This window comes from Nonomuraea glycinis (assembly GCF_035920485.1).
Taxonomy (GTDB): Bacteria; Actinomycetota; Actinomycetes; order Streptosporangiales; family Streptosporangiaceae; genus Nonomuraea; species Nonomuraea glycinis.
The window spans coordinates 7,353,299-7,377,136 of record NZ_CP109166.1; the positions used below are offsets into that span (position 1 = coordinate 7,353,299).

Consider the following 23,838-nt stretch of genomic DNA (forward strand, 5'->3'; position numbering starts at 1 on the left):
GGGATGAGAGAAAGCCGGAGGTCCGCGTGGCGGTCAGCAGCGGCGAGGGAAAGACGGCCGGCCAGGAAGATCCGGTACGGCGGGAGAGCGCGCGGCAGCGTGCCGGAGAGCAGGGGCTGCTCTTCGACGAGCAGCCTGCGACACTGCCGGACGACATCGGATACCGTGGCCCGACGGCGTGCGCGGCAGCCGGCATCACCTACAGGCAGCTGGACTACTGGGCGCGCACCAGCCTGGTCGAGCCCACGATAAGAGCAGCGCAAGGCTCGGGCTCCCAACGGCTCTACAGTTTCCGCGACATCCTGGTGCTCAAGGTCGTCAAGCGACTGCTCGACACCGGGGTGTCCCTTCAGCAGATCCGCACGGCCGTACAACATCTGCGTGATCGCGGGGTGGCCGACCTCGCGCAGATCACGCTGATGAGCGACGGCGTGAGCGTCTACGAGTGCACCTCGGCGGACGAGGTGATAGACCTGCTCCAGGGTGGCCAGGGCGTGTTCGGCATCGCGCTCGGCCGGGTCTGGCGCGAGGTCGAGGGATCCCTCGCGGAGCTGCCGGGGGAACGGGCGGCGGTCGCGGACACCGTCCCGGCCGACCATCCCGCTGACGAACTGGCCCAGAGGCGACGGGCGCGCCGAATAGGGTAGTAATCTAGGACATGTCGATGACCCCATGCGGGAGAGTCCCCGGCTGGCCCGGGGCGCCGAAGGAGCAACCTCCCCGGAATCTCTCAGGCAACCGGTACCGCTCGGGTGAGGCAACTCTGGAAAGCAGGCGCGCTCGCCAGGCGCGTCTCACCGACGGTGCAAGCCCTTCGGGGTGAAGCTCTCAGGTCGCGAAGACAGCGGTGACAGAGGGGGAGACCTGGCATACGCCCGCGCTCTGCGCCGGTCTCCATCGCCTTGGGAGGCATCTCCATGACCGACCTGTCACCACCGCCGTTCTCCACCCGGCACATCGGACCGTCCCCGAGCGAGCAGCAGCGCATGCTCGAGGCCGTGGGCTTCGAGTCCGTGGCGGACCTGGTGGCCGTGGCCGTTCCTGAGGCGATCAGGAGCAAGGACCGCCTCAAGCTGCCCGCCGCCGCGAGCGAGGCCGAGGCCATCGCCGAACTGCGGGCTCTGGCCGATCGCAACCAGGTGCTCACCTCCATGATCGGCCTGGGCTACCACGACACCGTCACGCCCGCGGTGATCCGCCGCAACCTGCTGGAGAACCCGGGCTGGTACACCGCCTACACGCCGTACCAGCCGGAGATCTCGCAGGGCCGGCTGGAGGCACTGCTCAACTTCCAGACCGTGGTGTCCGACCTCACCGCCCTGCCCGTGGCGGGCGCGTCCCTGCTCGACGAGAGCACCGCCGCGGCCGAGGCCATGACGCTGTCCCGGCGCACCGGAAAGAGCAAGAGCGACGTGTTCGTCATCGACGCCGACACGCTGCCCCAGACCAAGGCGGTGCTGGCCACCCGCGCCGAGCCGCTCGGCATCACGCTCGTGGAGAGCGACCTGACAGGCGAGCTGCCGGCCTGCTTCGGCGTGCTCGTGCAGTATCCGGGCGCCTCCGGCCGGCTGCGCGACTTCCGCGACGTGGCCGAGCGGGCGCACGCCGCCGGCGCGCTCGTCGTGGCCGCCGCCGACCTGCTCGCGCTCACCCTGGTCGCCGCCCCCGGCGAGCTCGGCGCCGACATCGCCATCGGCTCCACGCAGCGGTTCGGCGTGTCGTTCGGCTTCGGCGGCCCGCACGCCGCCTACATGTCCGTACGGGAAGGACTGCAGCGGCAGATGCCCGGACGGCTCGTGGGCGTGTCCGTGGACGCCGACGGCGACCCCGCCTACCGGCTGGCCCTGCAGACCCGCGAGCAGCACATCCGCCGCGAGAAGGCCACCAGCAACATCTGCACCGCCCAGGTCCTGCTGGCCGTGATCGCCGGCATGTACGCCGTCTACCACGGGCCCGACGGGCTGCGCCGGATCGCCACCCGCGTGCACCGGCACGCCGCCGTCCTGGCCGACGGCCTGCGACAGGGCGGCGTCGAGGTCGTCCACCAGGAGTTCTTCGACACCGTGCTGACCCGCGTGCCCGGCCGGGCGGCCGAGGTCGTCGCCGCCGCCGCCGAGCGGGGCGTCAACCTCTGGCAGGCCGACGCCGACCACGTCTCCATCGCCTGCGACGAGAAGACCGGCGCCGCCGAGGTGGCCAAGGTGTGGGCCGCCTTCGGCGTCGAGCGCGACGGCGTCGCCCTCGACGACCCCCAGGTGCCCGACGCGGTGCCCGCCTCGCTGGTGCGCGAGTCCGGCTATCTGACCCACCCGGTCTTCCATGACCACCACTCCGAGACCGCGATGCTGCGTTACCTGCGCAAGCTGCAGGACCGGGACATCGCGCTCGACCGCTCCATGATCCCGCTCGGCTCCTGCACCATGAAGCTGAACGCGACCACCGAGATGGAGCCCATCACCTGGCCCGAGTTCGCCGCCATCCACCCCTACGCCCCCGAGGCGCAGGCGGCCGGTTACGTCGACCTCATCCAGACGCTGGAAGGCTGGCTGGCCGAGATCACCGGCTACGACGCCGTCTCCATCCAGCCGAACGCCGGCTCCCAGGGCGAGTTCGCCGGGCTGCTCGCCATCCGCGCCTACCACCGCGAGCGCGGTGAGGGTGAGCGCGACGTCTGCCTCATCCCGTCCTCGGCGCACGGCACCAACGCCGCCAGCGCCGTCATGGCGGGCATGCGGGTCGTGGTCGTGGCCTGCGACGCGGGCGGCAACGTGGAGCTCGCCGACCTCGACGCCAAGATCGACAAGCACCGTGACCGGCTCGCCGCCATCATGATCACTTACCCCTCGACGCACGGCGTCTACGAGGAGACCGTCACCGAGATCTGCGCCAAGGTGCACCGCGCCGGCGGCCAGGTGTACGTCGACGGGGCCAACCTCAACGCACTCGTGGGCCTGGCCAAGCCGGGTGAGTTCGGCGCCGACGTGTCCCACCTGAACCTGCACAAGACGTTCTGCATCCCGCACGGCGGTGGCGGCCCCGGCGTCGGGCCCGTCGCGGTCCGCGCCCACCTCACCCCCTACCTGCCGGGCCACCCGCTGCGTGACGGCACCCCCGTCGGTCCCGTCTCGGCCGCCCCGTACGGCTCCGCCGGCATCCTGCCGATCTCCTGGGCGTACATCAGGATGATGGGCGGCGACGGCCTCACCGCGGCCACCGAGCAGGCCATCCTGTCGGCCAACTACCTCGCGCGCCGCCTGGCGCCCCACTACCCGGTCCTCTACACCGGGCGGGGCGGGCTGGTCGCCCACGAGTGCATCGTCGACCTGCGGCAGATCACCAAGGAGACCGGCGTCACCGTCGACGACGTGGCCAAGCGGCTCATCGACTACGGCTTCCACGCGCCGACCATGTCGTTCCCGGTCGCGGGCACGTTCATGATCGAGCCTACGGAGAGCGAGGACCTGGGGGAGCTGGACCGGTTCGTCGACGCGATGATCGCCATCCGGGAGGAGATCGCGAAGGTGGGCTCCGGCGACTACGACAAGACGGACAACCCCCTGCGTAACGCCCCGCACACCGCCGAGGCGCTCACCGCCGACGCGTGGCCCCACCCGTACTCGCGCACCGAGGCCGCCTACCCGGTGCCCTCACTGCGGGACGACAAGTACTGGGTGCCGGTACGCCGCATCGACCAGGCGTACGGGGACCGCAACCTGGTCTGCTCCTGCCCGCCGCTGGAGGCGTACGAGGACTGACTCACCCCCACCCACCGGCCCGGCCCGGCCCGCTTACGAGCGTGCCGGGCCTCGGCCTTTCTCCCTTGTGTACGGGCACGCATCGCGCCGCCCGTCCCCGCCCCCGGGCCTCGGCCTTTCCGCCCCGTGCGCGAGCATGCATCATGCCGTACGCCCCGCCCTCGGGCCTGCGTTCGTGAGCCCAGGCTCGCCCTCGTGTCGTCGGCTGGGGAGGGCCTGACGCCGCAAAGGTGTGCGTATCATGCCTACGGGTGCAAGTGAGCAGACATGATCGCCAGAAGTCGTTAGGCTCGGTGCGATCGTCGCCGAAGGAGCTCTCTTGACGTCCTCAGAGCTGGAGACCCCGCCGCTCGACACCGCCCGCCGCCTCGCCGAAGACGGTGATCTCGATGGTGCGGCCGCCATACTCGCCGAACTCGCCTCCGCCCCCGGCGGCCCCGACGTGGCCCAGGCCGCCGTCGGCCTCGCCGTAGTCCTCGACCAGCGGGGCGACGTCGACGGCGCCCGCGCCGCCGCCAGGACCGCGCTCGCCACCGGTCATCCCGAGTTCGCCGCCCAGGCCGCCTGCCACCTGGCCCAGGGATTCGAACGTGAGGGGCGTTACGGTCAGGCGAGGGGTGCCTGGCAAGCGGTGCTGGGGGTCGGTACGCCGGCCTACGTTCCGCTCGCCCACCTCGCGCTCGCCCGGCTCGCCGTGGAGACCGGCGAGTACGACGAGGCGGAGACCGAGCTCCGCGCCGCCATCGGCGCCGGCGACGCGACGACGGCACGGCGGGGAGACGGCCAGGGCGCCATCGGTGACGCACCTCGTGACAGCGGGCACCATGCGGCCGACGGCGAGCGGAGGCATGCGGCCCAGACGGTGAGTGGCGTACACGTCGGGCAGGGTGGTGCGGACGTACGCGTGCATGCGATTCAGCAGCTCGCGGACCTGCTCATGGAGCGCGGTGAGCCGGGGGAGGCGGCGGAGGTGCTGCTGGACGGCCTGGAGAACGCCGGGGGTGACGACGCGGCCCGGCTGCGCGTGCAGCTCGGCATCGCGCACCTGGAGCTCGCCTGCGCCGAGTTCGCGGGTGCCGTGGAGGACGACGGCGAGGCTCAGACCACCGCCCTCGCGGTCGAGCTGCTGGCCCGCACGCTTCCGCTACGGGGGCGCGCCGACGATGCCGACCAGGTGTGGGCGTACGGCTTGAATCATGAGGATGAGACGCTCGCGTCCGAGGTGCGGCTGCGTTACGACCGTGGCTGACTTCGGGCGGTGACGTGCTCGCGATCGAGGTGCCGGCTCAGCGGGGCTTGGCACGTGCCACCTCCGTCCTCCCGTGGGCGATCTTGAAGGGAGATCGGTGGAGCTCGTCGTAGTGGAGTGGCAGGACGGTGCGCTGATGCATGATCCGTCTCCGTACCTGGACAAGCTGCCCGAGCTGGGCCCGCGGCTGCCCGCCGGTGCGCGCGCGTTCGCCAGTGATCCGGAGCACTACGACTTCGCCGGCCCTCGCTGTGTGAAGGACCTCGAGTTCGGGGGCCTGTCTCTGGGAGGCGGGCCGCTCGGCCTGGAGCTTCGCCTGGAGGCGAATCCGTGGAAGCACTCCGAGCGCCTGGTCATCCGTTATGCCGGGGTGGCCGGTGTCCGCGTCGGCGGGGACCCGAAGGTGGGGCTGAGCAGTCTGCGGCTGGACGAGATCTTGCCGCACGACCATGGTTGCAGCCACGAGCTGACGTTTCTCACGGGCACCGTGCACGTGATCTGCGCCGACCTCCAGGCACGCTGGGAATCGGTCGCAGACCCGCCCGGAGACCCGGGAACACGGACCGAGGCACCGGCGTAGCCCTGCGGACTGCAGCGGCGTGGCCACGCGGGCCTGAGGGGCCGAACTCCTACGGCCAGGGGGCGCGAGACCCGGCCACGCGGGCCTGAGGGGCCAAAGTGGTGTGGGTCATGAGGGCGTGCGAGGTCTGTGGGCCAGGGGTGAGAGGGTGTGGGGCTTCGGGGATCAGGGACGGCGCATGATGACCATGGCGGACGCCATGTTGATCGCGACGATGGCGATCCAGGTCGCCACGATCGCCACCGGGCCGGAGGTGCTCGCGATGGCGGTGAGCGGGATGCCGATGGCCATCGAGCCCAGGGCGATGGGGACCATGGCCGAGCCGCTGGCGCGCTGCTTGGGGGACGGCATGCCGCGCAGATGGAGCTCAGCGGCGACCCGGGCGGCGATGGTGGCGTCCAGGCGCTCGACCAGCGAGTCGACCAGGGCGGGCTCGTAGTCGGGGCCGAGGTCACGGCGGGCGTCCAGCGTGGCCTGCAGGTCCTCGCGCAAGGGACTCGTGTCTCGCATACGGCAATCCTGCATCGTCCGGGGCACGCCGTCATCACACCTGAGACCGAGGTTGGCCTCATACCCAGGTACGGTGCTGCCATGGAGATCATGACCCCTCGGGGTCGCGCGCTGGTCGAGGTCGACGAGGTGGAGCGGGCCCGGATGCTGCTGGTGCTGACGCACGGGTCGGCCGGGGGAGTGGACGCGCCCGATCTCCTGGCGGTGCGGGACGCGGCGCTCGGCGTGGGGGCGAGCGTGGCGAGGGTGACACAGGCGTTCAGGGTGGCCGGGGCGCGGGCGCCAGGGTCGCCCGCCCGACAGGACGAGGCGTGGCAGATCGTGGTGGACGAGCTGCGTAAGCGTTGGCCGGACGTGCCCCTGGTGCAGGGCGGGCGGAGCAACGGGGCGCGGGTGGCCTGCCGGACCGCCAAGGCGGTGGGCGCGGCCTCGGTGGTGGCACTAGCCTTCCCGCTGCATCCGCCGGGCAGGCCGGAACGGTCCAGGGCCGACGAGCTGCGCGGGGCCGGAGTGGAGGTGCTGGTGGTCAGCGGGGACCGGGACCCGTTCGGGTTGCCGGATCCGGCGGACGCGACGCGGATGGTGGTGCTGCCAGGAGAGGGCCACGACCTGAAGAAGAACCCGGCCCGCGTGGGCGAAGTGGTGGCCGACTGGCTCGAGCGCCACTTGAGCTGAGCTCGCGCCCGACCTGGTCAAGGACCACTGGAGGGCAGGTGGTGGCCGACTGGCTCAAGGGCCACTTGAGCTGAAGTGGTGGCCGGCTGGCTCACGCGCCGGTGGAACCGGCGGAGAAGGGCCGGTGGTGCTGGTCCCGCAACCTGCTGGAGGTTGCGGGGTCGCCGCCTCGGGGCCGGTCGGCTGTCTCGCGGCCCTTGGCGGGCGGGGGGTGCTCGGCCTGGCGGTCGAGGCTGTCCCGCCGAGGTCACAGGCGGGACGTGGGTGACCGGCCCGCCGTCAGTGCGGGCGGCCGGGTATGGGTCAGATCGCGCCGACCAGGGGGTCGGGGCGGTGCGGGGCGATGGCGGTGCCACCGGGCAGGAGCTCCCCGGTGTCCTCGAACAGGACTACGCCGTTGCACAGCAGGCTCCACCCCTGCTCGGGGTGGCAGGCAAGAGTACGTGCGGCCTCGCGGTCGGGCGCCTCGGCAGACGGACAGACCGGGTCGTGCGGGCACATCGGCGTGCCTCCGATATCTCGTGGGTGCTCCCGGAAGAGGGGTGGGAGCGCTCGGGTTTTCGTTTGCAGCAAGTGTGCGTTGTATGTCACACATTCCGACATAGTCCGTTAGGACTGTTAGAGGAGGATGCCCCAATCGTGTGACCTTCGACACAGCGTGCCTTATGCAGGATAACGGGCCAAGCTCGACACGCACACTAGATTTGGAGCCCTCGAAGCAAAGCTTCCAGTCCGCGCTCGAAGTCGGCGTCGGCCCGTTCGTCGCGCCGGGTCCACTCGTCCACCTCCGGGTCGGCCCATCCCGACTGCTGGACCTCGACGGCGACGCTGCCGAAGACGAACGCCCGCAGCGAGCGCACGGCGTCGGCCGCGTCCGGCAGGCCCGCGTCGGTGAGCTGCTCGACCTGCTCGCCGATGGCCAGGGTGGTGCCGCCCTTCGGCGGTTTGGTGAGGGCGAGCGCGAGCACGCCGGGGTGCTCGCGCAGCACCTCGCGGCTGGCCCGGCACCAGGCCTTGGCGGTCTCCTGCCAGGTGGCCGCCTGCTCCACCCGGACGGCGGTGACGTGCTCGGCCAGCGCGTCCATCAGCGCTTCCTTGCCCCTGGGCAGGTGGTGGTAGATGGCCATGGCCTCCACCTGCAGGGCGTCGCCCAGCCTGCGCATGGTGAGCCGGCGCAGGCCCTGGCTGTCGGCGATGTGCAGCGCGGCCTCGATGATGCGCTCGCGGGAGAGGGGGACGGGCGGTCGCTTGGCGGGCATACTGATCATCTTACTATGTAAAGGCGCCGGGCACGCGGATCCGGGTACTGGGCGTGGCGCGGCACGGCGTACCCTGGTCGCTGGCAAGAACCGACAGTTCGAAGGGCAGAGTCGATGGCGTTTTTCCGTCCGCGGGTGAGCCGCGAGGCCGAGGTCCGCTTCCACGCGGATCAGGAGATCTCCAAGAGCTTCCCCGAGCTGCTGGACAAGGCCAGGCAGGCCGAGCGGACGCTGCGCGAGCTGCAGGCCACCGACGCGGACGATGTCGAGCTGCGGGCCGCGGGGATGGCGTTCGACAAGGCGCTGACCGAGGCGCTGCGGGCGGCCGAGGCGGGACAGCGGGCCACGTTCGGCGTCAAGTCCTACGACGACCGCATCGCCCGCCGCAAGGCGAAGGCCACGCCCGCCGGCGCCATGTGGACCGCCGAGGTGGAGCGGCTGCGCACGCTGCGCGAGGAGAACAGGCTCTGGGGCATCCCGCGCCTGCCCCGCCCGGTCCCCGCGGCCCGCTGACGCCGTTCGATCCGCACACCGAAACACACAGGCGCAGTTCCACCCGTACGGCCGGAGCGCACAGAGATCCGTACGGTGGAGCGCTTGAATGCGCAGACGCCCCGGTCCGGGAGGTATTCCGGGCCGGGGCGTTCGGCGTACAGAGGGCTGGAGAGGTCAGCTGGCCCAGTCGAGCAGGGGGCGTGTGTTGCTCGGGTGGCGCAGCTTGGACAGCGACTCCTTCTCGAGCTGGCGGATGCGCTCGCGGGTGAGTCCCATGTGCTTGCCGATCTCGTCCAGCGTGTGCGGCTTGCCGTCGACCAGCCCGAAGCGCAGAGCCATGATCTTGGCCTCGCGCGGTGAGAGGTTCCGCAGCACGCCCCGCAGCTGGTCGCCCAGCAGTTGGCGGTCGACGATCTCCGACGCCTCCGGCGAATCGACGTCCTCGATGAGGTCGCCGATCGTGGTCTCGCCGTCCTCGCCGATCGTCGCGTTGAGCGAGATGGGCTGGCGGCTGGTGCGCAGCAGCTCCTCGATCTGGTCGGGGGTCTTGTCCAGCTCGACGGCCAGCTCCTCGGGCGTGGGCTCGCGGCCCAGCCGCTGGTGCATGTCGCGCTCGATGCGCGACAGCTTCGACAGCATCTCGAGTACGTGGACCGGCAGGCGGATGGTGCGGGCCGAGTCGGCGAAGCCGCGCTGGATGGCCTGGCGGATCCACCACATGGCGTAGGTGGAGAACTTGAAGCCCTTGGTGTAGTCGAACTTCTCCACGGCCCTGATCAGGCCCAGGTTGCCCTCCTGGACGACGTCCAGCAGGGACATGCCGCGGTCGGTGTACTTCTTGGCGACCGAGACGACCAGGCGGAGGTTGGCCTCCAGCATGTGGTCCTTGGCCGCCTTGCCGTCCTGCGCCACGAGCATCAGGTCGGCGTGCCGCGCCGGGGTCAGGTCGGGGGTGCTCTCCAGCTTGTACTCGGCGTACAGGCCGGCCTCGATGCGCCTGGCCAGCTCGACCTCCTGCGCCGCGGTGAGCAGGGTGCGGCGGCCGATGGACTTGAGGTAGGTGTGGACGGAGTCGCCCATCACGGACTGGTTGTCGTCCAGGTCGAGCGGCTCGTTCTCGGCGTCGACCTCCTCGGCCACCTCGGCGGAGACCTCCAGCACCAGGTCGTCGGGGCCGTCCTCGTCGTCGTCGTCGGCCTTCATGTTCTTGTCTTTTGCCTTGGCGGCCTTCGAGTCGGTAGTCTCGGTGCCAGAAGCCTTCCTGGCGGAGCGCTTGGTCTTCTTGGCCAGTGCGGGCTCGTCCTCGGCGGCCAGACTCACGCCGGCGTCGGTGAGTTCGCGCAGGATGGACCGGCCCTGGGCCGGGCTGATGCCGGCCTGGGCGAAGGCGTCGCGCAGCTCCGCGAGAGAAAGGTGACCTTGGTTTCGCCCTCGGTCAATGAGCTGCTCGAGGTCTGCGGGCGGAGTGGCGGTCGCCACGGCGGTTCGGGGCATGAGGACACCTCCTCCATACAGGAGCGGAAACGATCTAGGCGGGTTCATGGTGGGGCGGCCCGGCTCCGGCCGCTCGACTCACCAGTATCCATAACGCCATCGGCCGCTATTTGTTCCCGTGAGGTCGAAAAAGGGCGGAACCTCCTATATGGCCCGCCCCTTGATGATCCTACTCGGGCAGGACGAGCTCACCCGGCTTGACCTCGGGCATCGGCATCGGCTGCGCCCCCTGCAAGCGGTCGTCGGTCCAGTAGCCGACGACCTCGTCCGGATCGGCTTCGAACTCGTCGGACACCACGATGCCGTCCTCGGTGTGCTTGGCGTCCCAGGTCGGCGGCGGACTGAACGGGGGGTCCTCCTGCACCACGGCCCTGGTCTGCCGGGCCTGGTCGAGCCTGCCCGCCGAGGCGGCCGCCGCGACCGAGACGCCGCCGACGAGGATCACGCCGACAACCGCCGCAGAGGCCCACATCTTGCGGGTCTGGTTCATGAGGCTCCCTCCTTCTCCCCACTATGACGCATGCAACAAGTCATCAGGTTCCGGACTTGAGCCGCATGAGATCTGTTTTCCCGTTTGCGAGCAATGGCAAGCGGAGCATCAGGCGCAACTCACGTGGCGCGGCGAAGGGCGGCAGCCGATCGGCGCAGTAGGCGCGGAGCTGGGACAACGTGGGCGGGTTCGCCGGGTCGGCGGGGACCGCGACGGCCACCACGGCCTCGCCCCACTCGGGGTCCGGCCGGCCCACCACCGCCACCTCGGCGATCTCGGGGTGACCGCCGAGCACGGCGGCCACGGTGGCGGCCACCACCTTCTCGCCGCCGGTGTTGATCACGTCGTCGGCCCTGCCGAGGACGCGGAGCCTGCCGCCGGACAACTCGCCGAGGTCGGAGGTGACGAACCAGCCGCCGTCGAGGGGGGCCTCGCCGCCGAAGCGGTAACCGGCGAACAGCACGGGCCCGGCCAGGCGGATCCGGCCGTCGTCGCCGATCCTGCAGTCCACGTGGTCAAGGGGCCGGCCGTCGTACACGCACCCGCCGCTGGTCTCGCTCATCCCGTACGTCGTGACCACCCGGGCGCCGAGGGCCGCGGCCTCGGCCAGCAGCCCCGGCCGGGGCGCCGCGCCGCCGAGCAGGATGGTGCGAAAGCGCGACAGGTCCGCCTGGAGCGCGACCAGCCGGTGCAACTGGGTCGGGACCAGCGAGACGTGCGCGGCGCCCGAGGCCAGCACCGCCTCGGGGTCGAAGCGCTCGTGCAGCACCGGCTCGCTCTCGCCGAGCAGCGATCGGACCAGAACCTGCAGGCCGGACACGTGGGAGACGGGCAGGCAGCACAGCCACCGCTCACCTTTGGCGGCCTCCACCCGGCGCAGCGAGGCGGCCGCGGAGGCGCGCAGGGCCGTCGCCGAGAGCAGCACGCCCTTCGGGGCGCCGGTGCTGCCGCTGGTGGCGATGGCCACCGCCACGTCACCGGGCACGCCGACGCCGTCCGCCTGCCGTACCCCGTTCACGTGGGTGGGGCGCAGGGCCGCGAGCGCGGGGCCCTCCTGGCCGGGGGTCAGGGGCAGCACGGCGGGTCCGTCGCCGGACAGCGCGTCGCGGATCGCGGCGAACAGCCGGGGGCCCGCGGGCTGCACGACGGCGTGCAGCGGGCGGTCCGGATGCGACGGGTTCCTCCACATGCTCGTAAGGTTAATGGCGTCAGATCGGGCAGCGGCGCAGGGAGGGTCGTGACGCGTTCTCCCGTGGTTTTCCGGATTCCGATGCGCACCAGGTTCCGGGGTCAGACCGTCAGAGAAGGGGTGCTGCTGCACGGGCCGGCGGGCTGGGGCGAGTTCTCGCCGTTCCCCGAGTACGGGCCGCGCGAATGCGCCCGGTGGCTCGCCTGCGCGCGCGAGGCCGCCTTCGAAGGCTGGCCCGCGCCGGTCCGCGCGTCGGTCCCGGTCAACGCCACCGTGCCCGCCGTCGGGCCCGAGCAGGCGCACGAGATCGTCCGGCGCTCCGGCTGCGGCACGGCCAAGGTCAAGGTGGCCGAGCGCGGGCAGGGCTTCGCCGAGGACCTGGCCAGGGTGGAGGCCGTGCGGGACGCGCTCGGCCCGGCCGGTCGGCTGCGCGTCGACGTCAACGGCGCCTGGGAGGTGGACGAGGCGGTCCGGCGGCTCAAGGAGCTCGACCGCTTCGACCTGGAGTACGTCGAGCAGCCCTGCGCCACGCTGGCGGAGCTGGCGGCGGTGCGGCGGGCCTGCGACGTGCCGGTGGCGGCCGACGAGTCCATCCGCAGGGCCGAGGATCCGCTGCGGGTGCGGGCCGCCGAGGCGGCCGACATCGCGGTGGTCAAGGTGCAACCGCTGGGCGGCGTGCGGGCGGCGCTGCGGGTGGTGGAGGCGTGCGGGCTGCCGGCCGTGGTGTCGAGCGCCGTGGAGACCTCGGTGGGGCTGGCGGCCGGGCTGGCGCTGGCCGCCGCGCTGCCGGAGCTGCCGTACGCGTGCGGGCTCGCGACGATGGCGTTGCTGTCGGGCGATGTGGTGGAGGATTCGCTGGTGCCCCTGGACGGGATGCTGGCCGTACGCCATCCTGAGGTGAATTTTCAGCATTTGTCGGATATGTCGAGTTTTCAGATTGATTCTCCGTCGTGGCTACGCCGGATGCAGGAGGCGTCACTGTGAATCCCGCTACCGCGCTGGCCACGGTTCTGGTCGACGAGCTGGTGCGCTGCGGCCTCACCGACGTCGTGATCGCGCCCGGCTCCCGCTCCGCCCCGCTGGCGCTGGCGCTGCACGCCGAGTCGCGGGTGCGGCTGCACGTCCGGATCGACGAGCGGTCGGCCTCCTTCCTGGCGCTCGGGCTGGCCCGGCGGGCCGAGCGGCCCGTCGCGCTGATCTGCTCCTCCGGTACGGCCGCCGCCAACTTCCACCCCGCCGTCATCGAGGCCGGCGAGTCCGGCGTGCCGCTGCTCGTGCTCACCGCCGACCGCCCGCCCGAGCTGCGCGGCACCGGCGCCAACCAGACGATCGACCAGCTCAAGCTGTACGGCTCGGCGCCCCGCTGGTTCGCCGAGGCCGGGACGCCCGAGAACCGGCCCGGCCAGGTGGCCTACTGGCGCTCCCTGGCCTGCCGCGCCTACCAGCGTGCCGTCGGCCCGGACGATCCGGGGCCGGTGCACCTGAACCTGCCCTTTCGGGAGCCGCTGATCCCCGACGGCGACCCCTCGTGGTGCGAGCCGCTGGACGGCCGCGCCGCCGGGCCGTGGGTGCGCTCCCGGGTCGCGCCGCCGCCCATCGCCCTGCACATCCCGCCCACCAGGCGCGGCGTGCTCGTGGTCGGCGACGGCGCGCCGAACGTGCGCCGATACGTCGCCGCCGCCGGGATGGCGGGCTGGCCGGTGCTGTCCGAGCCGAACGGCGGCGCCCGCTACGGCGACCACGCCATCTCCACCTACCACCACCTGCTCGGCGTGCCGGACTTCGCCGACGCCTACCGGCCGGACGTGGTGGTCACGCTGGGCCGTCCCGGTCTGTCGAAGCCGTTGCTGTCCTGGCTGGGGCGTGCCGACGAGCACATCGTGGTCGCCCCCGACCTGGGCCGCTGGCCCGACCCCACCCGGTCGGCCAGCCAGGTGGCGCAGGCGGTGGAGATCCCGGTGGCCTCGGGTGACGACAGCTGGCTGCACTCCTGGCGGCAGGCCGACGCGGCCGCCAGAACGGCGCTCGACGAGGTGCTGGACGACTCGGGGCTGAGCGAGCCCCGGCTGGCCCGCGACCTGGCGGACATGCTGCCCAACAGCGCCCTGCTGTTCTGCGGCTCCTCGATGCCGATCAGGGACCTGGACCAGGCGATGCGGCCCCGGCGCGGGCTCAAGCTGCTGGCCAACCGCGGCGCCTCCGGCATCGACGGGCTGGTGTCCACGGCGATGGGCGCGGCGCTGGCGCACAACGGGCCCTCCTACGCGCTCATGGGCGACCTGTCGTTCCTGCACGACCAGAACGGCCTGATCCTCGGCCCCCGGGAGCCCCGGCCGGACCTGTGCCTGGTGGTGGTCAACAACGACGGGGGCGGCATCTTCTCGCTGCTGCCCCAGGCGGCGCTGCGCGACCCGTTCGAGCGCGTCTTCGGCACGCCGCACGGAGTGGACCTGGGTTACGTCACCGCCGCGACCGGCACCCCGTACACGCAGGTGCGGGACCCGTCCGAGCTGTCGAAGGCGCTGCGCGGCGAGGGGCCGCGAGTGGTGGAGGTGCGCACCGACCGTGCGGCGAACGCGGCGGTGCACGCGCGGATGCGCGACGCCACCGAGGCGGCGATCACGGCCTTCCTTCAGGACTCTGCCGCCGCAGGGTGAGGAAGTGGCCCTCCAGGCCGGTGATCCGCAGCAGTCGCGCCATCGGCGCGGGGACGCCGGCCAGGAGCAGTCTCGTGGCGTGCAGCCTGGCCTGCCCGCGGAGCGCGACCAGGGCGCCGAGCCCGGCCGCGTCGATGAACGACAGCCCGCTCATCTCCAGCACCACCTCGCCGCCGGCGCGTTCCAGGACATCGAGCAGGTGGGCGCGCAGGACGTCGATGGTGGCGATGTCGAGCTCGCCGGAGACCGAGACGGTCACGGTGTCACCGTGGTCCCTGGTCGTCAGGTGAAGTGGTGCCATGGCCCGAATGCCGTCCCCAAAGCCGTGAGATGCGCCGGCCCTCGGGCACGCCACACCGTGCCCCCACGGGCGTGGCGGATCCGAGCGGTCGGCGCGAGGAATGTGTGACGCGGGGTTCGGGCGGCACGGTGAAATCAGCGGCGACTGCCTGTTTCCAGCTGGAGTGTAACCCGATGGCCGATCGGTTCGCCGGAAGATGGGGATACGGGCGGCCCTAGTGGCTCATCGCTCGATGAGGGTGACCTCCAGGGAGTAGTGGGAGGCCCGGTAGATGTGCGAGCCGTGCTCGACGGCCCGGCCCTGGTCGTCGTAGGTGGTGCGGACCATGGTCAGCAGGGGGGCGCCGCGCCGCTCGTCCAGCAGCTTGGCCTCGGTCTGGGTCGCGGCGCGGGCGCCGATGCGCTGGTTGGCCACGCGCATCCGCACGCCGGAGCCGCGCAGCAGCTCGTACAGGCCGCGGCCTTCGAGGTCGGCGGCGGTGAGCTGGGCCAGCCCGAGCGGCAGCCAGTTGTGCAGCACGGCCAGGGGCTCGCCCGCGGCGAAGCGCAGCCGCTCCAGGTAGAGGACGTCGGCGCCGGGCTCGACGCCGAGGATCGCGGCGACCGCGTCCTCAGCCTGGCGCGGCTCCAGCTTGAGCACCTGGGTGGCCGGCTCCTGGCCGGAGCGGCGCAGGTCGTCATAGAGGCTGGTCAGCTCCACCGAGCGTTTGACCTGCCCGTGCACCACCTGGGTGCCGACGCCGCGCTTGCGGACCAGCAGGCCCTTGTCGACGAGGTATTGGATCGCCTGGCGAATCGTGGGCCTGGACAGCCCCAGTTTGTCGGCGAGGAGGATCTCGTTGTCCAGCCGGGAGCCGGGTGTCAGGTCGCCGCGCCGGATGGCTTCGGCGATCTGCTCGGCCACCTGGAAGTAGAGCGGCACGGGGCTGGATCGGTCCAGGTCGATCGCCAGATTCGCGGTCATGCTGATCAGATTATCCGAGGTCAGAATGTCCTGACAAATAGCACTTGTTAGGCTGCAAGTCGTGTCGCTTGTTCATCCTGAGGTAACTATGTCCTGTCATAGTCGCCGATGGCGGGCGGTCGGCGAGCTCACAGGGGGATATGTATGGACGTGACCGGACTGCTGGACACCGCCACCGAAGCGGCCATGGCGGTGGGACCCCGGCTGCGTGAGGCCTTCAGATCCCGGCCGCAGATCACTACAAAACGGGACTTCCACGACCCGGTGACCGAGCACGACAGAGCCGCGGAGGAGGCCATCCGCGCCGTCATCACCGCCCGCCGGCCTGACAGCGCCATCGTGGGGGAGGAGGGCGGCGAGAGCGGCTCCGGCGAGGTGCGCTGGTACGTCGACCCGATCGACGGCACCGCCAACTTCGCCGCCGGCCTGCCGTTCTTCTGCGTCTCCATCGCCGCCGCCGTGCGCGGCGAACTGGTCGCGGGCGTGGTGTACGACCCGGTACGCGAGGACATGTTCACCGCCTCCACCGAGGGAGCCTGGTGCGACGGCAAGCCGATCCGCAGCGAGGGGGCCACCCGGGACCGTGAGGCGATGCTGCTGAGCAGCTATCCGTCGCCGCTCGACCTGGAGGCCGAGGGGGAGGAGGCGCTGCGCCGCTACGGCCGCTTCGTCAGCTCCTTCGCCGCCGTGCGCCGCCCCGGCAGCGCCGCGCTCAAGCTCGCCCACGTCGCCGCCGGCTGGTCGGACGCCGCCTACGGCACCCGCTCCCATCCCTGGGACGTGGCGGCCGGAGCCCTGCTGGTGCGGCAGGCCGGCGGCGTCTATCTGGGCGACCCGCTGGCCAAGGGCGACTATCTGGCGCACGTGGGCGGCTTCGACCTGAAGAACTCGGCCCTGGCCGAGGTGCTGCCCGGCTGAAGGCCGCAGCGGAGCTCACGCCCGGCTCGGTATGGACGCGCCGTGTTCAGGCCATAGTGGAGCTCATGTCCGGCTCGGTATGGGCACGCCGGGCTCAGGCCGAGCCGGGCCGCAGGCGGTTCAGGTGCGGCCGAGCAGCGGTGGCAGCTCGGCCAGGGTGGTGATCCTCGGGAAGCCCGGGGGAGCGGTCTCGACGCCGAGGCGGTCCAGCCAGACCGAGGGCATGCCGGCCGTGGCCGGGCCGGTGACGTCCTTGTCCACGTCGTCGCCCACCAGCAGCACCTCCCCGGGCGTCAGCCCGAGCGCTTCGGCCGCGCCGGTGTAGCAGGCGGGGACCGGTTTGTAGCAGCCGTTCAGTGTCTTGCCGGTCAGCACGGGGCCGACCAGCCCGGCCAGGCCGATCGCGCGTACCTTCTCCTCCTGGATCTCCTGGATGCCGTTGGTGAGCACGCCCAGCCGGAACCCGTCGAGCGCGGCCACGGCGTCCGCCGCGTCCGGAAAGGCGGTCCACCCGTCGCGGTAGTGCTCGGCGAACGCGGCGAAGGCGGCGTCCAGGTCGCCGGGCGTCTCCAGGGCCAGTGCCTGGCAGAGCGCGCGCACCCGGCGTCGGCGCTGCTCCTCCCACGAGCACTCGCCCGCGTGCCACGCCTCCAGATGCGGCCCCTCCAGCGCGGCCCAGAGCCCGGCCGCCTCGCCGAGCCGGGGGTGGCCGGGAGCGCGGGCCGACACCCAGGCGGTGATCCCGGCGTCGGCGGCGGCGCGGTGGTCGAGCAGGGTGCCGTCGAGGTCGAACAGGATGCCCTTGATCATGAGGTCATCCTGTCAGCGGGCCCGCGGGTCCGGCGATAGTCACCGGCCTGCCGGACGTGCTCGATCATCAGCAGCTCGGCCCGCGCGCCGTCGGCTCCGGCCAGCGCGGCCAGGATCGCCGCGTGCGCGTCGAGCTGCCGCCTGACCTGGGCCGCGTCCAGCCACAGCGAGGCCGCGGCGGGCACCGGGAAGCTGTTGCGCACCGCCCTGGCGTGCTGGCCGAGGAAGGCGGGCCCGCCGATGTCGGCGATGCGCAGGTGGAAGTGCCTGCTCTGCTCGCCGAGCCGGTCGTTGCCGCCCTCGTCGGCGGCGCGCTCCATCGCGGCGTGCAGGTCGTGCAGGTGGGCCAGCTCCGCGCCGGTGATCCGGGCCGCGGCCAGTCGCGCGCCGAGGCCTTCGACCACCGCGCGCAGCCCGTAGAACTCCTCCAGCGCGTCGTCGCCGAGGTCGACCACGGTGGCGCCGTGGTGCGCCTCGTAGCTGACCAGCCGGTCCTTCTCCAGCCTGCGCAGCGCCTCGCGTACGGGGGTGACCGAGACGCCCAGCCGCTGGGCGACGGCGCCGGCGCGCAGGGCGGTGCCGCCGGGGATCCGGGCCGTGCGGATCTCGTCCAGCAGGACGCTGTAGACGTACTCGGCCTTGCTCATGGGCGGCCGGGGCTGGCTGGTCATGTCTTCTAGTGTCTCCTAAAGTTGACCTATGACATATTTCTTATAAGTTGCATAACTATGACAAGCCTCGCCGACCTGAGGGTCATCGACGCCGCGACGTTGTTCGCCGGTCCCTCGGCCGCGATGATGCTCGGCGACTTCGGCGCCGACGTGATCAAGATCGAGCATCCCCGGCGCGGCGACCCGTCACGCGGGCACGGCGCCTCGGTGGACGGGGTGGGGCTGTGGTGGAAGTCGCTGTCGCGCAACAAGCGCGCGGCCGCGGTCGACCTGTCGCGCGCGGAGGGGCAGGAGATCCTGCGCCGCCTGGCCGAGCGGTCCGACGTGCTCGTGGAGAACTTCCGCCCCGGCACGCTGGAGCGCTGGGGCCTGGCGCCCGCGGACCTGATGGAGATCAACCCGCGGCTGATCGTGGCGCGGATGACCGGGTTCGGGCAGTTCGGCCCGATGGCCAGGCAGCCCGGATTCGGCACCCTGGCCGAGGCGATGAGCGGGTTCGCCGCGATGACCGGTGAGCCGGACGGGCCGCCGACGCTGCCGCCGCTGGCCCTGGCCGACGGCATCGCCGGCCTGGCCATGTCCTACGCCGTCATGGTGGCCCTGCGCGCCCGCGAGCGGACCGGGCGCGGCCAGGTGATCGACATGGCGATCATCGAGCCCATCCTCGGCCTGCTCGGCCCGCAGATGACCGCCTACAAGGCGCTCGGCGTGGTGCCGGAGCGCACCGGCAACCGCTCCAGCAACAACGCGCCGCGCAACACCTACCGCACCCGCGACGGGCGCTGGCTGGCCGTCTCGACCAGCGCCCAGCCCATCGCCGAACGCGTCGTCACCCTGGTCGGCCGCGCCGACCTGGTCGAGCAGCCCTGGTTCGGCAGCGGCAGCGGCCGGGTGCGGCACGCCGACGAGCTGGACGAGGCCGTCGCCACCTGGATCGCCGAACGGGACGCCGCCGAGGTCATCGCCCGCTTCGAGGAGGTGCAGGCCGCCGTCGCCCCCATCTACGACGTGGCCGACATCGCGGTGGATCCGCAGTACGCGGCGCTCGGCACCTTCGTCGAGGTGCCCGACGAGGAACTCGGCACGGTCACCGTACAGAATGTGCTGTTCCGTCTGTCGGAGACGCCGGGGGAGGTGCGCTGGCCGGGGCGCGGCCTCGGCCGAGACACCGACGAGGTGCTCGGCGAGCTGGCCTACACCCCTGAGCGGATCGCCGCGCTGCGCGATGGCGGAGTGATCGCGTGAACCTCCCCGTCACCTGGCTGTACGTGCCCGGCGACCGGCCCGAGCGGTTCGCCAAGGCGGTCGGCTCCGGCGCCGACGTGGTCATCATCGACCTGGAGGACGGGGTCGCGCCGGCCCGCAAGGACGAGGCCCGCGACAACGCCGCCGCCTTCCTGCGCGAACGGCCCGCGGCGGGCGACGGGGGGCCGCCCGTCCACGTGCGGATCAACGACCTGGCCGGTCAGCGCGGGCTGGACGACCTGGACGCGCTCGCCGCGCTGGCCGACGCCGTCCGGCTGCCCAAGGTCGAGTCGGCCGGCACGCTGGACCTGCTGGCGAGGTTCGGCGTACGGGCGTACGCGCTGCTGGAGTCGGCGGCCGGGATCATGGACGCGCGGGCCATCGCCGCCCACCCGTGCGTCGACGGGATCGCGCTCGGCGAGCAGGACCTGGCCGCCGAGCTGTTCATCACCGGCGAGAGCGCCGTGACCCACCTCCGGCTGCAGGCCGTGCTCGCCGCGGCGGCGGCGGGGCTGCCGCCGGTGCCCATGGCCGTCCACCCGGACGTGCGGGACGAGGCCGGGCTGGTGGCCTCGTGCGCGGCGGGGCGGGCGCTGGGCATGTTCGGCAGGACCGCGATCCATCCGCGGCAGCTGCCGCTGATCAGGGCGGCCTTCCGGCCGACCGAGGAGGAGGCGGCCAAGGCCGCGGAGATCGTTCAGGCGGCGGAGGTCGCCGGGGCGGGCGCCCTCGCCCTGCCGGACGGCAGGTTCGTGGACGCCCCGATCGTGGCCAGGGCGCGCCGTACCCTGACGCTGTACACCCGCCTGGCTGACCGCGCTTGATCCCCTGGACCTTGGCGTTGTCCGTCCGGCTGGGCGACGGGGCTCAGCCTCCTGGACCTTGACGTTGTTCGCCCGGCTGGGCGACGGCGCTTGACCCCCTGGACCGCGCGGCCGGCGGTGGAGCCTAGCCGCCGGGGCTCCAGCGGACCGACAGTTCCAGGTCGTCCGGAGCGCGGCCCGGCAGGGGGCGGTGCGCCGGTGGCTGCCGTAGGGAGTCCAGCATCAGGGCCAGGAAGCGGTGGCGGAGTTCGCCGGTCCGCTGTTCGTCGCCGAGCTTCACCGAGGCGAGCTGCTCGAAGATCAGCGCGAGGTCGGCGGTGGTGACGTCCGGCCGGAGCACACCCGCCTCCACCGCCCGGGTGTGCAGCCGCGTCGCCAGCTCGGAGGCCCTGGCGGCGTGCTGGTGCAGCTCCTGCGTGGGGTGGAAGGTGCCCGCCAGCTTGATCGTCAGTGAGTTGGTGTCGGCGTCGACGATGCCGCGCATGTAGCCGGCGAACTCCTCCCACGGGTCGTCATGGTCGCGCATCGCCTGCTCCGCGACGGCGATGTAGAGCTGCAGCCCATCGCCGCAGAGCTTCTGCAGCAGGGCCTCCTTGCTGGGATAACGCCGGTAGAGGGCGCTGATCCCGACGCCCGCCCGCTCGGCCACGGCCGCAATGGGGGCGCCCGGGTCGGCGGTGAAGACGGCGCGCGCCGCCGCGAGGATCAACTCGTCGTTGCGCGCCGCCTGCGCCTTGCGGCCGCTCATGGGTGCTGTCGTCATGAACCCAGCATACTGGAACGAACAATTCCGTTCTATCCCGTACGGTCAAAGAGCTCGTGCCGGCGTCCGGGTCGGGAGCGATTCGTCTCTCGTCCTCGGCATTAGTCCGTATGTCTATACATACAGATGATATTGGGGTACAACCGGTGGCAGCCCGTTGCTCTTGGAGGTTTCGGATGAGACGCATTCCGGTAGTGCTGGCCATGATGAGCGTTCTGGCGTTGGGCGGTTGCTCCGCCGCCGGTGAACAGGCCCCGCAGAGCGCGCCCGCGCAGGGCTCGGCGCCGGCCGCGACCGGCGCGGGCACCTACGCCGTGATCACCCACGGCGCTCCGGGCGACTCCTTCTGGGACGTCGTCAAGAACGGCGCCGAGGCCGCGGGCACGGAGTACGGCGCGCAGGTCACCTACCAGGGCGACGGCGACCCCGCCAAGCAGTCGCAACTCATCGACCAGGCGGTCTCCAGCAAGGTCGACGGCATCGTGGTCTCCCTGGCCAACCCCGACGCGCTGCGCGAGGCCATCGGCAAGGCCGTCGCCGCGAAGATCCCCGTGGTCACCATCAACTCCGGCGCCGACACCGCCAAGGAGCTCGGCGCGCTCACGCACGTCGGCCAGTCCGAGGACGTGGCCGGGCGCGGCGCGGGCGAGCAGCTCAAGGCGGCCGGCGTCACCAAGCTGCTGTGCGTCATCCACGAGGCCGGCAACGTCGGCCTCGACCAGCGCTGCAAGGGCGCCGAGGAGACCCTCGGCGGCACCGTCGAGCGGCTGCAGGTGGACGTGAGCAACCTGGCCGACGTGACCTCCAAGGTCACCGCGAAGCTCCAGACCGACAAGGCCGTCAACGGCGTGCTCGCGCTCAACCCGGCCGTCGCGGTCGCCGCCAGGGACGCCATCGCCGACGCCGGCTCGCAGGCCAAGCTGGCCACCTTCGACCTGTCGGCCGACGTGGTCACCGCCATCCAGGGCGACGAGATCCTGTTCGCGGTCGACCAGCAGCAGTACCTCCAGGGCTACCTGCCCATCACCTTCCTCCACCTGTACAAGAACAACCTCAACACCGTCGGCGGCGGCCTGCCCGTCAACACCGGGCCCGGCTTCGTCACCAAGGACAACGCCGAGCAGGTGGCCAAGCTGGCCGAGGCGGGCACCCGATGATCGGGGAGGCGCCGTGACGGCCGCCACCGCCGACGAGCGGCTCGCGCGGGTCGGGTTGCTGCGCCGCCTGCTGATCCGGCCCGAGCTGGGCGCGGTCGTCGGGGCGGTGGTGGTCTTCACCTTCTTCGCGACCCAGTCGGCGGTGTTCCGATCCCCCGAGGGCATCGCGAACTGGCTCGACCCGGCCGCCACGCTCGGCATCATGGCGGTGGCCATCGCCCTGCTGATGATCGGCGGCGAGTTCGACCTGTCGGCGGGCGTGCTGACCGGTACCACCGGGCTCATCCTGGTCACCCTCGCCACCCGCTACGGCCTGAACGTATGGCTGGCCATGCTGGTCAGCCTCGTCGTGGCGCTCGGTGTCGGGCTGCTCAACGGCCTCATCGTGACCAGGACGCGGCTGCCCAGCTTCATCGTGACGCTCGGCACCTTCCTCATGCTGCAGGGCGTCAACCTCGGGGTCACCAAGGCGCTGACGGGCACCGTACAGGTCAGTGGGCTGCGCAGGGCGGAGGGCTTCGAGGCGGCGCGGACCGTCTTCGCGGGCACGATCCAGATCGGCGGCACCTCCTTCCGGGTGGCGATCCTGTGGTGGCTGCTGGTCACCGCGCTGGCCACCTGGGTGCTGATGCGCTCACGGGTCGGCAACTGGATCTTCGCGGTCGGCGGCAGCGAGCCGGCGGCGCGGGCGGTCGGGGTGCCCGCCGCCCGGACGAAGATCGCGCTGTTCATGACCACGGCGGTCGCGGCCTGGCTGGTCGGCTCGATCATGGCGCTGCGCTACACGTCCGTGCAGGCCAACATCGGTATCGGGCAGGAGTTCATCTACATCATCGCCGCCGTGATCGGCGGCTGCCTGCTCACCGGCGGGTACGGCTCCGCGATCGGCGCGGCCATCGGTGCGGTGATCTTCGGCATGGCCGACAAGGGCATCGTGTTCCTCGGCTGGGACGCCGACTGGTTCAAGTTCTTCCTGGGGGCCATGCTGCTGCTGGCCACGCTGGCCAATCGCCTGGTCAGGCGCTATGCCGAGGAGGTCAGGCATTGATACTCGAGACCCGGGGCATCGGCAAGTCGTTCGGCTCGGTGCTGGCGCTGCGCGAGGTGTCGATGGGGGTGGCGGCGGGCCAGGTCACCTGCGTGCTCGGCGACAACGGCGCGGGCAAGTCGACGCTCATCAAGATCCTCGCGGGCGTGCACCAGCATGACTCGGGGACCCTGCTCGTGGACGGCGCGGAGGTCCGGCTGAGCAGCCCCAGGGACGCGCTCGACCGCGGCATCGCCACCGTCTACCAGGATCTTGCGATGATCCCGCTGATGTCGGTCTGGCGGAACTTCTTCCTCGGCTCGGAGCCGCGCAAAGGCCTGGCCTTCGACGTGCGCACGGCCCGGCGGGTCGCCGGCGAGGAACTGCGCGCCATGGGCATCGACATCCGCGACGTGGACCAGCCGGTCGGCACCCTGTCGGGCGGCGAACGGCAGTCGGTGGCCATCGCCAGGGCGGTCTACTTCGGCGCCCGCGTGCTCATTTTGGACGAGCCGACCTCGGCCCTCGGCGTCAAACAGGCCGGTGTGGTGCTGCGCTACATCGCCAGGGCCCGCGACCGGGGGCTCGGCGTGGTGTTCATCACGCACAACCCGCACCACGCCTACCCGGTGGGGGACCGGTTCCTGCTGCTGAACCGGGGGACGAGCCTGGGCGAGTACGCCAAGGCCGACATCACCCGCGAAAAGCTCACCTCCCTCATGGCCGGCGACGCCGAACTGGAGGAACTGGCCCACGAGCTGGAACGGGAGTGACGGCAAACAGTTCTTCGCGAAGAACTGTTTGCG

At 71.7% G+C, this 23,838-nt stretch carries 25 protein-coding genes and 1 riboswitch; of the genes, 14 read left to right on the forward strand and 11 right to left on the reverse strand.

What is annotated here, in order from left to right; translation table 11 throughout:
- The first annotated feature begins 26 nt into the window (after positions 1 to 26).
- The 4 genes from OHA68_RS34425 to OHA68_RS34440 all read left to right on the forward strand — a co-directional run bounded on the left by OHA68_RS34425 (position 27) and on the right by OHA68_RS34440 (position 5,584).
- Complete coding sequence (locus tag OHA68_RS34425; RefSeq protein ID WP_189139134.1) at positions 27 to 647, forward strand: MerR family transcriptional regulator; 621 nt, start codon at positions 27 to 29, stop codon at positions 645 to 647.
- A gap of 18 nt (positions 648 to 665) precedes the next feature.
- A riboswitch (glycine riboswitch) is annotated at positions 666 to 757 on the forward strand.
- 160 nt (positions 758 to 917) lie between these two features.
- The gene (gcvP, locus tag OHA68_RS34430; RefSeq protein ID WP_327103964.1) at positions 918 to 3,755 is read left to right on the forward strand and encodes an aminomethyl-transferring glycine dehydrogenase; all 2,838 of its coding nucleotides are present in this window, start codon (positions 918 to 920) and stop codon (positions 3,753 to 3,755) included.
- 319 nt (positions 3,756 to 4,074) lie between these two features.
- Positions 4,075 to 5,004, forward strand: a complete 930-nt coding sequence (locus OHA68_RS34435; protein WP_327103965.1) for a tetratricopeptide repeat protein — start codon at positions 4,075 to 4,077, stop codon at positions 5,002 to 5,004.
- A 97-nt stretch (positions 5,005 to 5,101) separates the two neighbouring features.
- Positions 5,102 to 5,584, forward strand: coding sequence for a hypothetical protein (locus tag OHA68_RS34440; protein ID WP_327103966.1), 483 nt, complete (start codon positions 5,102 to 5,104; stop codon positions 5,582 to 5,584).
- Positions 5,585 to 5,749: 165 nt separating this feature from the next.
- Here OHA68_RS34440 and OHA68_RS34445 read toward each other — a convergent pair whose 3' ends face one another.
- On the reverse strand, positions 5,750 to 6,094 hold the full coding sequence (locus tag OHA68_RS34445) for a hypothetical protein (RefSeq protein ID WP_327103967.1): 345 nt from the start codon (positions 6,092 to 6,094) through the stop codon (positions 5,750 to 5,752).
- Positions 6,095 to 6,175: 81 nt separating this feature from the next.
- Here OHA68_RS34445 and OHA68_RS34450 point away from each other — a divergent pair, with 81 nt between their 5' ends.
- Entirely contained in the window at positions 6,176 to 6,769 is a 594-nt protein-coding gene (locus OHA68_RS34450) for an alpha/beta hydrolase family protein (protein WP_327103968.1), read from the forward strand.
- Positions 6,770 to 7,072: 303 nt separating this feature from the next.
- Here OHA68_RS34450 and OHA68_RS34455 read toward each other — a convergent pair whose 3' ends face one another.
- Positions 7,073 to 7,270, reverse strand: coding sequence for a DUF5999 family protein (locus tag OHA68_RS34455; RefSeq protein ID WP_189139129.1), 198 nt, complete (start codon positions 7,268 to 7,270; stop codon positions 7,073 to 7,075).
- A 197-nt stretch (positions 7,271 to 7,467) separates the two neighbouring features.
- Positions 7,468 to 8,028: a TetR/AcrR family transcriptional regulator C-terminal domain-containing protein gene (locus OHA68_RS34460; RefSeq protein WP_327103969.1), complete on the reverse strand. Its 561-nt coding sequence runs from the start codon at positions 8,026 to 8,028 to the stop codon at positions 7,468 to 7,470.
- 114 nt (positions 8,029 to 8,142) lie between these two features.
- Between OHA68_RS34460 and OHA68_RS34465 the strand changes: the two genes are divergently transcribed.
- The gene (locus OHA68_RS34465; protein ID WP_189139127.1) at positions 8,143 to 8,541 is read left to right on the forward strand and encodes a hypothetical protein; all 399 of its coding nucleotides are present in this window, start codon (positions 8,143 to 8,145) and stop codon (positions 8,539 to 8,541) included.
- 156 nt (positions 8,542 to 8,697) lie between these two features.
- Here the strand turns inward: OHA68_RS34465 and OHA68_RS34470 are convergent, their stop codons facing one another.
- The 3 genes from OHA68_RS34470 to OHA68_RS34480 all read right to left on the reverse strand — a co-directional run bounded on the left by OHA68_RS34470 (position 8,698) and on the right by OHA68_RS34480 (position 11,696).
- On the reverse strand, positions 8,698 to 10,017 hold the full coding sequence (locus OHA68_RS34470; RefSeq protein WP_327103970.1) for a sigma-70 family RNA polymerase sigma factor: 1,320 nt from the start codon (positions 10,015 to 10,017) through the stop codon (positions 8,698 to 8,700).
- Positions 10,018 to 10,186: 169 nt separating this feature from the next.
- Positions 10,187 to 10,507 (reverse strand): hypothetical protein, encoded by a 321-nt coding sequence (locus tag OHA68_RS34475; protein ID WP_327103971.1) that lies wholly within the window; start codon positions 10,505 to 10,507, stop codon positions 10,187 to 10,189.
- A 43-nt stretch (positions 10,508 to 10,550) separates the two neighbouring features.
- Positions 10,551 to 11,696, reverse strand: coding sequence for an AMP-binding protein (locus OHA68_RS34480; RefSeq protein WP_327103972.1), 1,146 nt, complete (start codon positions 11,694 to 11,696; stop codon positions 10,551 to 10,553).
- A gap of 81 nt (positions 11,697 to 11,777) precedes the next feature.
- Between OHA68_RS34480 and OHA68_RS34485 the strand changes: the two genes are divergently transcribed.
- Both OHA68_RS34485 and menD read left to right on the forward strand, forming a co-directional pair.
- Entirely contained in the window at positions 11,778 to 12,680 is a 903-nt protein-coding gene (locus tag OHA68_RS34485; RefSeq protein ID WP_407674521.1) for an o-succinylbenzoate synthase, read from the forward strand.
- The gene (menD, locus tag OHA68_RS34490; RefSeq protein ID WP_327103974.1) at positions 12,677 to 14,353 is read left to right on the forward strand and encodes a 2-succinyl-5-enolpyruvyl-6-hydroxy-3-cyclohexene-1-carboxylic-acid synthase; all 1,677 of its coding nucleotides are present in this window, start codon (positions 12,677 to 12,679) and stop codon (positions 14,351 to 14,353) included. The genes OHA68_RS34485 and menD overlap by 4 nt, the downstream gene beginning before the upstream one ends.
- Here the strand turns inward: menD and OHA68_RS34495 are convergent.
- Together OHA68_RS34495 and OHA68_RS34500 are read right to left on the reverse strand one after the other, a co-directional pair.
- A complete protein-coding gene (locus tag OHA68_RS34495; RefSeq protein ID WP_189139121.1) occupies positions 14,316 to 14,654 on the reverse strand; it encodes an STAS domain-containing protein in 339 nt (112 codons plus the stop codon). The genes menD and OHA68_RS34495 overlap by 38 nt on opposite strands.
- A gap of 222 nt (positions 14,655 to 14,876) precedes the next feature.
- Entirely contained in the window at positions 14,877 to 15,617 is a 741-nt protein-coding gene (locus OHA68_RS34500; protein ID WP_189139120.1) for a GntR family transcriptional regulator, read from the reverse strand.
- Between the two features lie 144 nt (positions 15,618 to 15,761).
- On the opposite strand from OHA68_RS34500, the gene OHA68_RS34505 reads away from it, so the two are divergent.
- The gene (locus tag OHA68_RS34505; RefSeq protein WP_327103975.1) at positions 15,762 to 16,535 is read left to right on the forward strand and encodes an inositol monophosphatase family protein; all 774 of its coding nucleotides are present in this window, start codon (positions 15,762 to 15,764) and stop codon (positions 16,533 to 16,535) included.
- 120 nt (positions 16,536 to 16,655) lie between these two features.
- On the opposite strand, the gene OHA68_RS34510 is transcribed toward OHA68_RS34505, so the two are convergent.
- On the reverse strand, positions 16,656 to 17,345 hold the full coding sequence (locus OHA68_RS34510) for an HAD family hydrolase (protein WP_327103976.1): 690 nt from the start codon (positions 17,343 to 17,345) through the stop codon (positions 16,656 to 16,658).
- Entirely contained in the window at positions 17,342 to 18,016 is a 675-nt protein-coding gene (locus OHA68_RS34515; RefSeq protein WP_327103977.1) for a GntR family transcriptional regulator, read from the reverse strand. The genes OHA68_RS34510 and OHA68_RS34515 overlap by 4 nt, the downstream gene beginning before the upstream one ends.
- Positions 18,017 to 18,073: 57 nt before the next feature.
- Between OHA68_RS34515 and OHA68_RS34520 the strand changes: the two genes are divergently transcribed.
- Positions 18,074 to 19,261, forward strand: coding sequence for a CaiB/BaiF CoA transferase family protein (locus OHA68_RS34520; RefSeq protein ID WP_327103978.1), 1,188 nt, complete (start codon positions 18,074 to 18,076; stop codon positions 19,259 to 19,261).
- Positions 19,258 to 20,085 carry an HpcH/HpaI aldolase/citrate lyase family protein gene (locus tag OHA68_RS34525; RefSeq protein WP_327103979.1) on the forward strand — a complete coding sequence of 276 codons (828 nt, stop codon included), beginning with the start codon at positions 19,258 to 19,260 and terminating at the stop codon, positions 20,083 to 20,085. The genes OHA68_RS34520 and OHA68_RS34525 overlap by 4 nt, the downstream gene beginning before the upstream one ends.
- Positions 20,086 to 20,209: 124 nt before the next feature.
- Here the strand turns inward: OHA68_RS34525 and OHA68_RS34530 are convergent, their stop codons facing one another.
- On the reverse strand, positions 20,210 to 20,848 hold the full coding sequence (locus OHA68_RS34530; RefSeq protein WP_327103980.1) for a TetR/AcrR family transcriptional regulator: 639 nt from the start codon (positions 20,846 to 20,848) through the stop codon (positions 20,210 to 20,212).
- 176 nt (positions 20,849 to 21,024) lie between these two features.
- On the opposite strand from OHA68_RS34530, the gene OHA68_RS34535 reads away from it, so the two are divergent.
- Genes OHA68_RS34535 through OHA68_RS34545 form a run of 3 tightly spaced genes read left to right on the forward strand, consistent with a single transcriptional unit; the run spans position 21,025 to position 23,805 of the window.
- Entirely contained in the window at positions 21,025 to 22,005 is a 981-nt protein-coding gene (locus OHA68_RS34535; RefSeq protein ID WP_189139115.1) for a sugar ABC transporter substrate-binding protein, read from the forward strand.
- A 13-nt stretch (positions 22,006 to 22,018) separates the two neighbouring features.
- Positions 22,019 to 23,053: an ABC transporter permease gene (locus OHA68_RS34540; RefSeq protein WP_327103981.1), complete on the forward strand. Its 1,035-nt coding sequence runs from the start codon at positions 22,019 to 22,021 to the stop codon at positions 23,051 to 23,053.
- Entirely contained in the window at positions 23,050 to 23,805 is a 756-nt protein-coding gene (locus OHA68_RS34545) for an ATP-binding cassette domain-containing protein (RefSeq protein ID WP_327103982.1), read from the forward strand. The genes OHA68_RS34540 and OHA68_RS34545 overlap by 4 nt, the downstream gene beginning before the upstream one ends.
- The last annotated feature ends 33 nt before the right edge of the window (positions 23,806 to 23,838 follow it).

Bases quoted from the DNA above. Each gene is read 5' to 3' on its own strand.
- gcvP (WP_327103964.1), top strand. From the start codon at position 918: ATGACCGACCTGTCACCACCGCCGTTCTCCACCCGGCACATCGGACCG.
- OHA68_RS34445 (WP_327103967.1), bottom strand. From the start codon at position 6,094: ATGCGAGACACGAGTCCCTTGCGCGAGGACCTGCAGGCCACGCTGGAC.
- OHA68_RS34450 (WP_327103968.1), top strand. From the start codon at position 6,176: ATGGAGATCATGACCCCTCGGGGTCGCGCGCTGGTCGAGGTCGACGAG.
- OHA68_RS34455 (WP_189139129.1), bottom strand. From the start codon at position 7,270: ATGTGCCCGCACGACCCGGTCTGTCCGTCTGCCGAGGCGCCCGACCGC.
- OHA68_RS34460 (WP_327103969.1), bottom strand. From the start codon at position 8,028: ATGCCCGCCAAGCGACCGCCCGTCCCCCTCTCCCGCGAGCGCATCATC.
- OHA68_RS34465 (WP_189139127.1), top strand. From the start codon at position 8,143: ATGGCGTTTTTCCGTCCGCGGGTGAGCCGCGAGGCCGAGGTCCGCTTC.
- OHA68_RS34470 (WP_327103970.1), bottom strand. From the start codon at position 10,017: ATGCCCCGAACCGCCGTGGCGACCGCCACTCCGCCCGCAGACCTCGAG.
- OHA68_RS34475 (WP_327103971.1), bottom strand. From the start codon at position 10,507: ATGAACCAGACCCGCAAGATGTGGGCCTCTGCGGCGGTTGTCGGCGTG.
- OHA68_RS34480 (WP_327103972.1), bottom strand. From the start codon at position 11,696: ATGTGGAGGAACCCGTCGCATCCGGACCGCCCGCTGCACGCCGTCGTG.
- OHA68_RS34485 (WP_407674521.1), top strand. From the start codon at position 11,778: ATGCGCACCAGGTTCCGGGGTCAGACCGTCAGAGAAGGGGTGCTGCTG.
- OHA68_RS34495 (WP_189139121.1), bottom strand. From the start codon at position 14,654: ATGGCACCACTTCACCTGACGACCAGGGACCACGGTGACACCGTGACC.
- OHA68_RS34500 (WP_189139120.1), bottom strand. From the start codon at position 15,617: ATGACCGCGAATCTGGCGATCGACCTGGACCGATCCAGCCCCGTGCCG.
- OHA68_RS34505 (WP_327103975.1), top strand. From the start codon at position 15,762: ATGGACGTGACCGGACTGCTGGACACCGCCACCGAAGCGGCCATGGCG.
- OHA68_RS34510 (WP_327103976.1), bottom strand. From the start codon at position 17,345: ATGATCAAGGGCATCCTGTTCGACCTCGACGGCACCCTGCTCGACCAC.
- OHA68_RS34515 (WP_327103977.1), bottom strand. From the start codon at position 18,016: ATGACCAGCCAGCCCCGGCCGCCCATGAGCAAGGCCGAGTACGTCTAC.
- OHA68_RS34520 (WP_327103978.1), top strand. From the start codon at position 18,074: ATGACAAGCCTCGCCGACCTGAGGGTCATCGACGCCGCGACGTTGTTC.
- OHA68_RS34530 (WP_327103980.1), bottom strand. From the start codon at position 20,848: ATGACGACAGCACCCATGAGCGGCCGCAAGGCGCAGGCGGCGCGCAAC.
- OHA68_RS34535 (WP_189139115.1), top strand. From the start codon at position 21,025: ATGAGACGCATTCCGGTAGTGCTGGCCATGATGAGCGTTCTGGCGTTG.